This window comes from Candidatus Zixiibacteriota bacterium, from assembly GCA_040752815.1.
In the GTDB taxonomy this organism is placed as follows: Bacteria; Zixibacteria; MSB-5A5; order GN15; family FEB-12; genus JAGGTI01.
On sequence record JBFMGC010000063.1, the window covers coordinates 1 to 14263 of the forward strand.

Here is a 14263-nt window from a genome sequence, read left to right on the forward strand (position 1 = left end):
TTGTGGCAGTAATTGATCTTCTCTATCGTCGCGTCGATCGAACGACAATTATGATCATAACACCGCTTCTGCCAGAATACCCGCCGACCCTCGGGAATTCGTTGTCGTAATGGCGGAGTCGTGTCATCGTCGAACCTCCAAATTACCCACAGCAAGCTGTGGGCTACCAGATTCTCGATTGTGCTTGCGCTGTTCGTCAACTTCTGATACTTTGCCATCAGCGTATCCTTTCGTTGGTCGTGTCTTCCCACGACCGGTTTCGGTTTGAATTTTCACCGAAAGGCTACGCTACTTTTTTGCCTATTTCCACACCTTCTGAAATCAGCTCCCGGCTGGCCGGCCGAGGCTATTGTGGGACAAAAAACACCCCCTCCGCTTGAGCGGAGGGGGTGTTGTATTTTAACCCGGCGGCTTGCTACTCTCCCACACCCTCTCAGGTGCAGTACCATCGCCGTAGACGGGCTTAACTTCTGTGTTCGGAATGGGAACAGGTGTGACCCCGTCGCTATCGCCACCGAGAATCTTTGATGGCATAGTATTTTGAGTAGACCGTATTGTCGAAACCGCAAGGGTTTCGACCTACAAGATGTTCGCGATTGTATCGCCCAACCGGTTGCGCCGTGCATTAGGGGCGCGCTCAGTATAGATTTTTAGGTTAAACCGCAGGACCTATTAGTATCACTCGACTTAACGCATTACTGCGCTTACATCTGTGACCTATCGACCTGGTCATCTTCCAGGGGTCTCTGGGACAAAGTCCGGGAGATCTAATCTTGGAGGGGGCTTGGCACTTAGATGCTTTCAGCGCTTATCCCTTCCCAACGCAGCTACCCTGCGATGCAACTGGCGTCACAACAGGTGCACTGGCGGTTGGTCCACTCCGGTCCTCTCGTACTAGAAGCAGCTCTCCTCAAATCTCCTGCGCCCGTATCAGATAGGGACCGAACTGTCTCACGACGTTCTAAACCCAGCTCACGTACCACTTTAATTGGCGAACAGCCAAACCCTTGGGACCTTCTTCAGCCCCAGGATGTGATGAGCCGACATCGAGGTGCCAAACCTCCTCGTCGATATGAACTCTCGGAGGAGATCAGCCTGTTATCCCCAGAGTACCTTTTATCCGTTAATCGACGGCATTTCCATACACAACCGCCGGGTCACTAAGACCTGCTTTCGCATCTGCTCGACATGTGTGTCTCGCAGTTAAGCTCCCTTATACCTTTACACTCTACAGCCGATTACCACCCGGCCTGAGGGAACCTTTGTGCGCCTCCGTTACCTTTTGGGAGGCGACCGCCCCAGTCAAACTACCCGCCTGACACTGTCCCTGAACCCGATAAGGGCTCAAGGTTAGAATTTCAATAGCACAAGGGTGGTATTTCACCGGCGGCTCCACCGATCCTAGCGGACCAGCTTCAAAGCCTCCCACCTATGCTACACATGCGGTACCAAAACCCAATGTCAGGTTATAGTAAAGGTTCATGGGGTCTTTCCGTCCCGATACGGGTAAACGGCATCTTCACCGTTGCTACAGTTTCGCCGGGCCCCATGCTGAGACAGTCCCGCAGTTGTTATACCATTCGTGCAGGTCGGAATTTACCCGACAAGGAATTTCGCTACCTTAGGACCGTTATAGTTACGGCCGCCGTTTACTGGGGCTTCAATTCAAAGCGTCGCCCCGATTTCTCGGAGCTAACCTCTCCTTTTAACCTTCCAGCACCGGGCAGGTATCAGTCCCTATACGTCGTCTTGTGAGACTTGGCAGAGACATGTGTTTTTAGTAAACAGTCACCGCGAGCATTTCACTGCGGCCGGTTTCGGCTCCTGATGTAAAATCACTCACCTACTACCGGCACTCCTTCTCCCGAAGTTACGGAGTCAATTTGCCTAGTTCCTTAGCATGAGTTCACCCGAGCACCTTAGGATATTCTCCTCGCCTACCTGTGGCGGATTGCGGTACGGACTGCAGTGCCACTTCCATAGAGGTTTTTCTTGGCAGCATGATTATGGTCACTTCGGTCTTGCGACCTTGCCTTACGACCCTCGACGTTAGGCCGGTGGATTTGCCTGCCGGCCCCGTCTACAGCCTTCGAACGGGACAACCATCACCCGTCTGACCTTCACTTCTGCGTCACCCCATAGGTATAACGCGACACTACAGGTACAGGGATTTTAGCCTGTTTTCCATCACCTACGCCTTTCGACCTCGGCTTAGGATCCGACTAACCCTGGGAGGTTTAACCTTCCCCAGGAAACCTTAGGCTTTCGGTGAGCAGGTTTATGGCCTGCTTTATCGCTACTCGTTCCGACATAATCGCTTGCCTGCCGTCCAGCAACCCTTACGGATCACCTTCAACCTACAGGCAATGCTCCCCTACCGCTCCGACCGAAGTCGAAGCCCACAGCTTCGGTGCCATGCATAGTCCCGAGAATTATCGGCGCGGAATCACTAGACTAGTGATCTGTTACGAACTCTTTAAATGATGGCTGCTTCTAAGCCAACATCCTAGCTGTTTAAGTAATTCCACCTCCTTTGCCACTTAGCATGACTTAGGGACCTTAGCTGGTGGTCTGGGTTGTTTCCCTTTTGGCGATGAAGCTTATCCCCCACCGCCTGACTCCCGGAGAACATCTTACGGCATTCGGAGTTTGGTTGGGGTTGGTAACCTTGTAGGGCCCCTAGCCCATCCAGTGCTCTACCTCCGTAAGACTTGTATCCGAGGCTAGCCCTAAAGCTATTTCGAGGAGAGCCAGCTATTTCCAGGTTTGATTGGCCTTTCACCCCTAGGCACAGCTCATCGCCCAACTTTTCAACATTGGTGCGTTCGGACCTCCAGTCCGTTTTACCGAACTTTCATCCTGGCCATGCCTAGATCACCTGGTTTCGGGTCTACTCCCTGCCACTGAGTCGCCCTGTTCAGACTCGCTTTCGCTGCGGCTGCGCGAGAGTTTCGCTTAGCCTTGCGACAGAGAAGTAAGTCGCCGGATCATTATTCAATAGGCACGCCGTCAGTCCGGCAGGTCCGAAGACCTGCCTTTCCTCCGACCGCTTGTAAGCACACGGTTTCAGGTACTATTTCACACCCCGCCAGGGGTACTTTTCACCTTTCCCTCACGGTACTAGTTCGCTATCGGTCACTGGTGAGTATTTAGCCTTGCCAGATGGTCCTGGCAGATTCAAGCAGGATTCCACGTGTCCCGCCATACTTGGGAATTCCGACAGGAGCCGCATGCATTTCGACCACGGGGCTGTCACCCGCTACGGCAGACCTTTCCAGGTCCTTAGTCTATACATACGGTTTTTCACTCCTCGACCCGTCTGACACCGGATCCGTCGACTCCCGCGACACCGAAGGCACAACACTGTCAGGTTTTAACGTGCCGTCCGGTTTAGGCTTGTCCCCGTTCGCTCGCCGCTACTGAGGGAATCACTATTGTTTTTTCTTCCTGCAGGTACTGAGATGTTTCAGTTCCCTGCGTTTGCTTCGTACACCTATGAATTCAGCGCACGATGACCCCGATTGCTCGGAGCCGGGTTACCCCATTCGGACATCCCCGCCTAAGGTTGTTTGCACCTAAACGAGGCTTATCGCAGCTTACCACGTCCTTCGTCGCCTACCAGTGCCAAGGCATCCGCCGTGTGCTCTTAGTAGTTTAACCGAAATCTATCTGAGAGCATCCCTTAATTAGACACTGCGCAACCAATTGGAAGATACCAATCGCTTGCTTACCCAAAATACTATGAAGTTGTCAAAGAGCACGGTCGCCCATGCGACCTATATCAAAACCACAAAGGGCTTTCATTTCTATGGTGGAGATGACCGGGATCGAACCGGTGACCTGTGGCTTGCAAAGCCACCGCTCTCCCAACTGAGCTACATCCCCAGTCAACGAGTCGATCAGCCGCACCATTCCAACTACTACGGGGTGGGTCCGGTTCCCGTGAACTCGAACACCGCCAGGTGATGCGACGGTCCCCGTGGGAACCTTCGGCGCAGCCCGGAATCGACCCCATACAGGACGCTGCCGATCACCCCGCCCAGCCACTCCCACTGCGCCGGAAACGTCAGGGCTTCCCAGCCCAGCGCCCCGACCCAATACGCCGGCCGACTGGCCAGCCGGGAGGGAGGCATCAGGGTAAAAAACAACGGCCTCAACTCAAGCAGCCTGAACCCGTTCTTCGAAAAAACCTCCTGGTACCGGTCCAGCGACCGGTTCCGAACGTGCTTCACAACCTCGACCGTGCACTTCCCGAACATGTCGGTGATAATCACGCGACTTCCGGGATGGCACAGCCGCGACAGGTTCGTGGCTGCCTGCTCAAACTTCTTATCGTCTACGATGTGGTACAGGACATCAAATACACTTACGATATCGAATGTCCCGCCTACATCCAAATTCGGTTCCGCGATATCGGCGCAAACAAATCTCGCGTCGGGAAACCGGTTGCGTAATCTTTCTACACTGACCTCGGTTACGTCGATCCCCGTCACCTGACGGGCGCGTCGCCTAAGCCAGTGGTCGATAAAATAACCGGTGCCGCAACCGACATCCAAAACCGCCTTGCCTTCGATCGGCCAGCCGTGCCGCCTGAAGAGTTCGTCGAGTGCCTCGGTTCTGAGCCGATACACCTGGCGATTGTAGGCTATGCTTCGACGTTTGAAACCGACCCCGATGAGGTCGAAGTGTTGTCGAAGCCGCTCTTTCCAGTAGGCGCCGGCGTCAAACTTCGCGTCGGGCATGCTTACCGCTTGCCGCACGACCGCGAGGTCGACGGCTCTTGAGAGTCACGACTCCAAAGAAGGCCCGGTCCATGGTGGGCCTAATTGGAGTTGAACCAATCACCTCGCGCTTATCAGGCGCGCGCTCTAACCAACTGAGCTATAGGCCCACTCGGAGGCTTTCAGCGTCGCCTAAACGCGACCACATTTATTTATTCCAAATAGCCTGCTGAAGAGCAAGAGTGCTCCTGTTTTATGTCGTCGACCTAAGTATTCGGTCCGCGGAGACGGACCGCACACCTAACTCCTTAGAAAGGAGGTGATCCAGCCACAGCTTCCGCTACGGCTACCTTGTTACGACTTAGCCCCAGTCATCGGTATCACCTTAGGCGCCATCCTCCTTGCGGTTAGATAAGCGACTTCGGGTGCTCCCGACTTCCGTGGCTTGACGGGCGGTGTGTACAAGGCCCGGGAACGTATTCACCGCTGCCTGCTGATCAGCGATTACTAGCGATTCCGCCTTCATGGAGTCGAGTTGCAGACTCCAATCTGAACTGAGACCGGTTTTGGGGATTAGCTCCACCTCGCGGTATTGCAACCTTCTGTACCGGCCATTGTAGTACGTGTGTAGCCCTGGGCGTAAGGGCCATGAGGACTTGACGTCGTCCCCACCTTCCTCCGGCTTGTCACCGGCAGTCTCCATAGAGTTCCCAGCATGACCTGATGGCAACTATGGACAAGGGTTGCGCTCGTTGCGGGACTTAACCCAACACCTCACGGCACGAGCTGACGACAGCCATGCAGCACCTGTGCAAGGGCCCCCGAAGGGGAGACCGGCTTTCACCGGCGGTCCCAAGCATGTCAAGCCCAGGTAAGGTTCTGCGCGTTGCTTCGAATTGAACCACATACTCCACCGCTTGTGCGGGCCCCCGTCAATTCCTTTGAGTTTCAATCTTGCGACCGTACTCCCCAGGCGGGGCACTTAATGCGTTAGCTTCGGCACCGGGGGGGTCGATACCCCCGACACCTAGTGCCCATCGTTTACCGCTTGGACTACCAGGGTATCTAATCCTGTTTGCTCCCCAAGCCTTCGCGCTTAAGCGTCAGTATCGGTCCAGAGAGCCGCCTTCGCAACCGGTGTTCTTCCTGATATCTACGCATTTCACCGCTACACCAGGAATTCCGCTCTCCTCTCCCGTACTCAAGACCAACAGTATCAAGTGCAGGCTGTCAGTTAAGCCGACAGTTTTCACACCCGACTTGAAGGTCCGCCTACGCGCCCTTTACGCCCAGTAAATCCGAACAACGCTCGTCCCCCCCGTATTACCGCGGCTGCTGGCACGGAGTTAGCCGGGACTTCCTCTGTGGGTACCGTCAGGTGCGAATCAGTTACTACCCGCACGTTTCTTCCCCACTGACAGGGTTTTACACTCCAAGGAGCTTCATCACCCACGCGGCGTTGCTGCGTCAGACTTGCGTCCATTGCGCAATATTCCCTACTGCTGCCTCCCGTAGGAGTCTGGGCCGTATCTCAGTCCCAGTGTGGCCGGTCACCCTCTCAGGTCGGCTATCCATCGCAGCCTTGGTGAGCCGTTACCTCACCAACAAGCTAATGGAGCGCGGGATCATCCCTAAGCGACAGGTTGCCCCGTCTTTGATCCCCAGGCGATGCCGCCCGGAGATATTATCCGGTATTAGACCCCCTTTCGAGGGCTTATCCCGGACCCAAGGGTAAATTTCCCACGTGTTACTCACCCGTTCGCCGCTTTACTCGTCCAACCGAAGCCGGACTTTCTCGCACGACTTGCATGTATTAGGCACGCCGCCAGCGTTCGTTCTGAGCCAGGATCAAACTCTCCGTAAAATATCAATACTTCGATAATTACCATGATCCAATGCGCACGAACGTACGCATTCGTATCCATGATTTACTTGGAAAAGGTCTCAAGAATCTTGTGATCCTCAGGACCCGCGACATGAAAACAAGAACTGTCTCTTGTCTTCAGCGTGGCTATTCAGTTGTCAAAGAACAGCGAAAAAAAACCCGCCCGACATACAAATGTACACCTGGCAGACGTGTACGATAAACCGGCTTGCGCTACATGTCAAGGGGTTTCTACATAAAATCAAAAAAATATCGCCACTTTTCATCCCTCTGCCTGCCAAATAGTTCGACCTCGCCGCTGCCATCCGGCGCCATATCTTTATCGACGGCCATTGCCACCATCTTTAACCCCCGCGCCACATGCAACCGCGCTCAAAATCCCTGTCGCCTCGCTACTTCCTCGAAAAAGCACACTTTTTTTGGCCTAGGCTCGAATCGAATCGGTTATATTCCGATCACATGGATAAAGAAGTCGATTGAGGTACGCCGAAATGTTAGCCGTCACCGATTCCGCCAGCACCCAGCTCCAGGTTGTCATGGGTTCGCCCCAGGCCCAGGGGAAACATCTGATTATCTTCTTTCAGGGCTACGGCTGAAGCGGCCCGTCGCTGGGCATGGCTCTGGACGAGTCCATTCGTGATCTTGACAAGCTGGAACACAACGGCGTGACGGCGTACATCGACCCCGGCCTGAAGAAGGCCCTGGAGCAATTCGGGGTGATTAATATCGATTTTGTCACTCGCCCTGACGGTACCAGCGGCTATCTGATTCGGGCCGGTCATCCGGGTGACTGCCGCGAACGCGGCTGCGCCGAGTCCGGCTGCGGTACGTAGCCACGCCCGTTGGTTGTCTCCGTCGCCGATTTCGTTCGCTCCTGGATGGCCGTTCCGTCCGACTGAAGGGGGCGGATGGTCTGGACCGTTGCCCCAGGACAAGCCGGCAGTGGCGTTAAGTTCTTGACTTGATGCGACAATCCGATAATTTGATCAGCGACTTGCCGGGGTAGCTCAGCTGGTTAGAGCACCTGTCTGTGGAACAGGGGGTCGGCGGTTCAATCCCGCCCCCCGGTATTTCTCTTCAGACGCTCCTCCCCCTTTATCATGAACTTTTTACCCCTACCGGTTGACACCATATTGTAAGTGGACACAAAAGGTCTTATATTAGTGAAAAGCCGGCCGTTAGCGCGATATCGGCGATGTTTCCGACATCCACCGCCCTCGTCCGGCGATTACCACAACCGTCATTGGACTCTGACAGAAGGGACTCTGCCATGCCGGGCGCAACTACTACCAAATTCCACCACTCCTTTACCGATCTGGGTCTTTCTTCAATCGTAGCGATCAGCGAAGAGGTGCGCCGCCTCGAGAGCGAAGGTCGCTCCATTATCAAATTCCAGCGCGGCGATCTGAATCTGGTCATGCCGCAGTACGTTCGGGATGCCGTGTCTGCGTCACTGGCACGCGGGCGGACCAATTATCCCAAGTCGGGCGGCGAACCGAACCTTATCGCGGCTGTCCGTGCATACCACGCTGAGTTCGGCATCCAGCTTGAAAACTCCCATATCGTTTGCATGCATGGCGGCCAGGAAGGACTGCAACTGGCGTTCAGTCTCTTCCGCGGAAAGAAGGTGCTGGGTTTCAGCCCGTACTGGCCCTGCCTGACCGGGAACATCTTCCCCTACGCCGAGAGTGTTTTCCAAACGGTCGATCTCGAAGAAACTGGAAGCGGCATTACTTTCGATCCGAACCGGCTCGAGGACGGCCTGAAAAGGGCCGACTTGTTCTACTTCAACTCGCCGCACAATCCCACCGGCAAGGTGTTCACTCGCGATGAGACCAGGCTGATCGATGAGCTCTGCCGAAAACATGATGTGATTGTCGTGTCCGATGAGCCGTATGACCAGATCTTGTACGATGGCGTGCGGCACACCAGTATGCTCGAGTTCGGCAATGAGAGGACAATCGCGGTCTTCTCCATGTCCAAAAGTTTCGCCGCGACCGGACTGCGAGTAGGCTATGTGGTCTGCCGCGACCCGTTCGTGTGCGACCTGTTTTCCCGTGCTGACTACAGCCAGACCGCCGGTGTGGCCACTCCGCTGCAGGACGCCTACGCGGTCGCGCTAACTGATAAGGCCAACCGCGACCCGTGGCATGATTCCCTTCGGGCCGAACTACAGCGTAGGCGGGACATTCTGTTCGAAGAGCTGGCAACAGCCATTTCGAGTCTGGCCAAGCCGCAAGGAGCGTTCTATTTCTTTCCTGATGTAACTCACCTGCTTCCCTCCAAGGTTGATGACTCTGACGAGTACCTCTTTCACCTCTTTCTTCAGAACGACGTCGCGGTTGTTCCCGGTGGCACATTTGGAAAGGAGGGGCACGTGCGGATTTCGTTCTCTGCGACTACCGTCGATCAGACCCGAGTGGGTGCGAGGCGGTTTGCCGAAGTCGTTAGGAAGTCGGTCGGCTCGCCCGTCTAAGCTCACCCGATCGGGGGATGCGAAGTTCCCACCCACTGCCCTTGCGCGGCATCCTGTACGTGAGGTCCGTTCAACGCAGAGCGAATACACGCCTCGCACCTTGCAGAAGTCGGGGAGCCAAATGATAAAGGCGGGGCGGACACTGTGCCCGACCCCGCCTTGGCCCAAACTACATTCCTGCAACAGGTCGCCCGCAGACCAAAACTATGGTCAGGGTTCTCTGTTCGCGATATAAAAATCGACAGTTTCTATAAATCCGTCAATGCGACAAGATTACGGTGGTATTGCGTATGTATTATACGCAATGCCAGATTCGCCACTCCATTCGACACGCCCACAAACTGAAAGCGGCCGCTCCACGAAGGAGCAGCCGCTTCTCAATCCACAGGAGCCTGGGGTTTCCCAAGCTACGCGTTAAATCACAGACAGTTCGGCAAACCGAGCGACTGACCCGTGATAAACAGGTAATCGATCAGGATCGTAATATCGCCGATCGAAATGTCTTCACAGGTCGCCGTTGCGCCGCCGGACTGGTTAATGTCCGCTTCGGTCAAGCAGACGATGATACCGTCGCACGTGCCGCTGATGAACTTGGCGTCGATCATGACGGTCACGTCACCAATGGTCGGTTCGTCTTCTCCGCTATTGTTGGCATCACCCACGCGACCCACGCAGCAGCCTCCGCCGCAACCACGAACGGTCTGCATGTACCAGTTCTTGGCATAGGCTACCTGGCTCTCCAGATCCTCGATCGTGCCGTCCCGAACGGTCGAAAGCACCGTCCAGTAGTGCAGCGTGTCGGTCGCAGCAAGGTCGTAGTCGTGGACGTAAGTGGTGATCAGGGCCAGGTCGGTATCCATCAGATCCGACGCGCTTACGCCACCGATAGTGACCTCGTCCCACCAAACCACCGGGTTCGGCTGATCAGGAATCAGATCGGTGCCGTTCCGCAGGTGGGTGGTGTCTTCCAAGAGGAGCTGATACACTGTCCGGGAAGCGTGAAAGGTTAGGCCGTTGACGCAATTGTTGGCCTGGAATTCGGCTGACGTATAGCCGCCGCCGAAGGCTTCGGTCCCAAATCGCGTCGTATTAGGCTGACAACCGGCCCAGCCCGCCGTGTCCGTACCCTGCAGGTATACGAAGTTGCCGCTTACCGAAACAGCTGAGTTGTTGTTCGGCGGGTCCGAGGCGGGAACATCGAAGTCCGCGGCGTTACCGAAAGTCAGGTGGTTGTGCGGCTGGCCGTCGGCCGAATACACCTTCGTATACACGATCATGAAATTCAGGATCGATGTAAGCGGGGTGCTCGACCTCGGCGCATACACGATGCGCTCCATCGCGATGGTCGTATCGCGGTTGACGAAGCGACCTGTGTAGACAGAGTCGTACGCGCCGCCGCCGGTCAGACCGCCGGTGATGCTGCCCTTGGCGTTGGTAGGATCCCACCCGGTTTCATCAGCCTGGTTGGCATCATTGAACGACTGGGTTAGCTCAACACCAGCGCCGCCGCTGGTGGTCGCGGTAAGCGCGTACGCAGTACCGCCGAACATGTAGATTTCATCGCGATCGCGGGTTCCGCACTCCAGGCCGGACTCTTTGTAGTCCAAATTCACGGATCCCTGCGTCAAGGCGCCATAGCCGACTTCACCGAAGTTACTGACGGCCAAGGCAATTACCTCGCCTTCGGGCTCGAAGAACTCGTCGAACATGTAGTGGTGCGTCGTGGCAGTATCCCACGCTACAGCTTCGACATGGTTGGCTGCGAGGATCTTGATCTTGATCGACAAGGAATCGTTGTTGGCCGCGTCGGACTTCAGATACACTTCGCCCTCAAGGAACTGAGTGGTGCTGATTCCAACGCCGCTGATGATGATGTCAAAGGTACCCGTGTTCACGACGCCTGCGGGCACCACCAAACCGGACGGGCTCGAAACACTAAGCCAAGCCCCGCCAACGGTTCCGATCTGAGAAACATTGAGAGGTACGTTGCCGCTGTTTCTGACCGTCACCGTGTAGTTGTCGGTCTCGCCGAACTTGACCCACAACGGGAAGTTCAGCGACGCAGGACGGGCCTCAATCAATGATGCCTCGACCGGCTCCACGCAAGCTATTCTCAACCACTTCATCGAGTTAAGCGAGTTGACGCTGTTCGGCTCGCGTTCGTTCGGGTTCCAGGAACCGCCCGGGAATTGGTCATCCATATACTCAGCGTTCAAATAGAAGCTGCCGGCGTACGGCGGATCACCTTCGGGGGTCATGTCGACAAGGCTCGAGGCCGGCCAGGTGAGATCCATGCCGGCTTCATTTAGAGCGTAGTGCTCGACGTACGGCTTGTACTCGTTGCCGCAAACACCGCCGGTGGCCAGCGGGTCGCCGGGGAGACCGCAGTCCGGAGTAAACGTATTGCTGATATGGCGAGGCGGATCCCACAACGTCGGCGTGGCCAGCGCGGCTACCGACATCATGATCTCGTGGTTCGCCATATTCAGCCGGTTACCCGTGTAGGCACAGTCAGTCAGGATCTCCGGCTGAATGGTATAGTCGCCGTAGTTCGCCCAGGGATGGATCTGGTTCCAAACCGCGTACAGCTTGCCGTCGCACTCAGATAGGTTGAAGAACTGAGTGTAGGTGGCCGGATCGCCGCCAAAGCCGCAGTGGATCGTGTTGATCGATCCGGTCAGGTAGTCGTCGTTCATGTACGTGCCGTTGGCTACCCTGACGTAGGCATCGGAAGTGCGATCCCAGTGAGCGATATCCTGGTTGAAATCCCTCCAGTTGTATCCATCAAAATATGGATTGGCCGAAGCTGGGGTCTGCTGGAAGAGGATATGCAGGTTACCATCAGAGGAGTAAAGCGCCTTAGTCTCGTAGTACATCGAGAAGTGAGGCACACCGGTGATGGCGTTCAAATAGTTAGTGACATTGACCACGGCGTTCCAGGTCACACCATAATCGGTTGACTCACGGTAGTAGCAGTCCTTGTCCCAGCCGTTGTTAAGAAGCCGGCCATAGTAGCTCGGGTTGGAATAGGCGATGACTACCCGAGAACCGAACGGATCGGCCGCCATGTCGGCGAAGTTTCTCTCGATGGTGTCGATCACCTGACCGGCGCTCCAGGTACCCGCCGGGCCGTCGCCGACCTTACGGAAATAGGCGAATGTACGATAGTCGACATCGTCCGCCCACTCCGGGGTACCGAGGATCTCAAAAGCCTCTTTTTCGGCCAGAAGGACGTGGGTTATCACGTTACCGCCGCCATCGACCTGAGAAGCCACCTGGGGATAGTCGGCGTGGTTGCCGTCAAGCGTGGAACCGGCCCAGTGAGGCTTGTACTTGGTCGAGTCGATAAAGGACGTGTTCAGCGCCGACCGCGGATCGTATGTGCAGCTCCACTGCGAACCCTGATAATACAGCATGTTCTCTACATAGTAGGTGCCGTCGCTCAGGGTTGGCGCATAAAAGCGTGCCGCCGCGATCATCGTAGCCAGGCCGTTCGGCCGCAGCGCGATGTTGGCGCCAGTGGCCATACCGATAGTGTCGGTCGCCTGCAGGACGCAGCCGATATCCTGGTCTCGCGGCCAGTTCGCCGTCGGCACGGTGGCGACGTAGACGTTGTAGCCCGTTTGGCGATACGGAATAGTATCGCCCACTACGGCCCACGGATCACCGGGCAGCGTGTCGACAGTCATTTCATAGGTGAAATGAACCTCCACCTCGTTGGTTTCGCCGGCTTCGCCGTTCCACCAATGCGAGATGTGGCGACCAACCGGGTAGAACACCTGCTGGTCGTCCCAGGTCAGCGCGATGCTGGTGCCGATCCCCGGGCCAACGTCGGGTGAGGTCGCACTTCCGACCGATCTCCGGACCGGCGGTGCGTAGACCGAAACTGGATTCGGATTACGCTGGTCGCCCTCGGAGTACACCGACATGAATTCGTGCGGCCCCGGCATATTGAAGCGAGTGATATTCTCGACTCTCGCCTGGTCGGCCAGGTCCGCCTTGGTTCCAACTTTCGCATCGATTGTTACTGCCAAAAGAAGCAGCAGTACGGCAGCCGATGCGGTTACTGCAAACTTTCTGTACATGCTTGAACCCTTTCGAGTTTGGTTGAAGCTTGTCCCCTGCCGGGGACCTCATACAATCGGCCGGTACCCTTGGGAAAAAACTCTCTGGTACCGATAAGCCTTGATACACCGTCTCTTTCTGTAGACCTACCTCCTTTCCTATATTTCGTGTGGCCGCTTACCTGTATCCGGATTCGGGCAGAAGACACCGCGACTCGGACCGAGACTATGAAAACCAAAGTCCGTCCTGACGGTGTAATCTGATCGGGCGAATAACAGAGACTCGCCGGTAATAGGGAAAACTACGCGCATTATCACTCTGTATCCGGACAGCTCGGCAATAGTCCAAGGCCGTCCATTAAATCAGACGACTTCGCGGGCGAAACCCGGCGGCTTCATTGTATATGTGGCCAGTGTGCGTCCTGTCCAGCGGCAGGTCCGATGGTGAGTAAGTCCACTGTCCGCGGAGCCCGTCTGAAAGCAGACCGGCACCAAAAACCCTGTATGCTAATATATCTCCCTCCAGGCTTTGCGTCAAGTTACAAATGCTGCGGAAGTCAGTCTTAGCTTGGCTTCTGGACAGGGGAAGCCCACTTTGACGCGACGCGAGCCCCCCAGGGCGCCTGCCTGCCTCACCTTCCCCCAGCCCCCCGGCAAAGTGGTGTTCGGCGGCGATTGTCAGACAGATCCGTGGTTACAGGTTTCGGCGGCTGGTGCTTGCCACCCGGTTGGGGCTGTCCCATAAGGTCGCAAAGACCGGGGCAGGATTGAGTACCGCAAAAAGAGAGCGGCCACCCCGTTGGGGTGGCCGCTTCTGAATCCTGGGAGCCTGAGGCTTCCCAAGCTACCGATTAGATCATAGACAGTTCGGCAGACCAAGTGACTGACCGGTGATGAACAGGTAGTCGATCAGGATAGTAATATCGCCGATCGAGATGTCCTCACAAGTCGCACTCCCACCGCCCGACTGGTTAATGTCCGCCTCGGGAATACAGGCAATGATCCCGTCGCAGGTACCGCTGATGAACTTGGCGTCGATCATAACGGTGACGTCGCCAATGGTCGGCTCATCGTCGCCGCTGTTGTTGGCGTCGCCGACGCGGCCCACACAGCAGCC

At 56.0% G+C, this 14263-nt stretch carries 6 protein-coding genes, 3 tRNA genes and 3 rRNA genes; 3 read left to right on the forward strand and 9 right to left on the reverse strand.

Annotation, left to right across the window (positions count from 1 at the left end; translation table 11 throughout):
• The 7 genes from AB1772_11945 to AB1772_11975 all read right to left on the reverse strand — a co-directional run.
• Positions 1 to 218 (reverse strand): hypothetical protein (locus AB1772_11945; GenBank protein MEW5797058.1); only part of this gene is annotated, 218 nt, incomplete at its 3' end.
• 184 nt (positions 219 to 402) lie between these two features.
• Positions 403 to 519: ribosomal RNA gene (gene rrf, locus AB1772_11950) — 5S ribosomal RNA — on the reverse strand.
• Between the two features lie 132 nt (positions 520 to 651).
• Positions 652 to 3660, reverse strand: a 23S ribosomal RNA gene (locus tag AB1772_11955).
• Positions 3661 to 3809: 149 nt separating this feature from the next.
• Positions 3810 to 3885 (reverse strand) — tRNA-Ala (locus AB1772_11960).
• A gap of 35 nt (positions 3886 to 3920) precedes the next feature.
• Entirely contained in the window at positions 3921 to 4742 is an 822-nt protein-coding gene (locus tag AB1772_11965; GenBank protein MEW5797059.1) for a class I SAM-dependent methyltransferase, read from the reverse strand.
• Between the two features lie 72 nt (positions 4743 to 4814).
• Positions 4815 to 4891 (reverse strand) — tRNA-Ile (locus AB1772_11970).
• A gap of 142 nt (positions 4892 to 5033) precedes the next feature.
• Positions 5034 to 6585 (reverse strand): 16S ribosomal RNA (locus AB1772_11975).
• The 16S, 23S and 5S rRNA genes sit together here with 2 tRNA genes alongside, the layout of an rRNA operon.
• A 635-nt stretch (positions 6586 to 7220) precedes the next feature.
• On the opposite strand from AB1772_11975, the gene AB1772_11980 reads away from it, so the two are divergent.
• The 3 genes from AB1772_11980 (at position 7221) to AB1772_11990 (ending at position 9082) form a co-directional block, all read left to right on the forward strand.
• Complete coding sequence (locus tag AB1772_11980) at positions 7221 to 7439, forward strand: hypothetical protein (GenBank protein MEW5797060.1); 219 nt, start codon at positions 7221 to 7223, stop codon at positions 7437 to 7439.
• 163 nt (positions 7440 to 7602) lie between these two features.
• A tRNA-His gene (locus AB1772_11985) sits at positions 7603 to 7676 on the forward strand.
• Positions 7677 to 7876: 200 nt separating this feature from the next.
• Positions 7877 to 9082: a pyridoxal phosphate-dependent aminotransferase gene (locus tag AB1772_11990; protein MEW5797061.1), complete on the forward strand. Its 1206-nt coding sequence runs from the start codon at positions 7877 to 7879 to the stop codon at positions 9080 to 9082.
• Positions 9083 to 9501: 419 nt separating this feature from the next.
• Here AB1772_11990 and AB1772_11995 read toward each other — a convergent pair whose 3' ends face one another.
• Positions 9502 to 13167 (reverse strand): hypothetical protein, encoded by a 3666-nt coding sequence (locus AB1772_11995; protein ID MEW5797062.1) that lies wholly within the window; start codon positions 13165 to 13167, stop codon positions 9502 to 9504.
• 835 nt (positions 13168 to 14002) lie between these two features.
• Positions 14003 to 14263: hypothetical protein (locus AB1772_12000; GenBank protein MEW5797063.1), on the reverse strand; the 261-nt coding region annotated here is incomplete at its 5' end.

Coding starts and splice junctions, on each gene's coding strand:
- AB1772_11995 (MEW5797062.1), bottom strand. CDS start 13,167: ATGTACAGAAAGTTTGCAGTAACCGCATCGGCTGCCGTACTGCTGCTT.
- AB1772_11980 (MEW5797060.1), top strand. CDS start 7,221: ATGGCTCTGGACGAGTCCATTCGTGATCTTGACAAGCTGGAACACAAC.
- AB1772_11965 (MEW5797059.1), bottom strand. CDS start 4,742: ATGCCCGACGCGAAGTTTGACGCCGGCGCCTACTGGAAAGAGCGGCTT.
- AB1772_11990 (MEW5797061.1), top strand. CDS start 7,877: ATGCCGGGCGCAACTACTACCAAATTCCACCACTCCTTTACCGATCTG.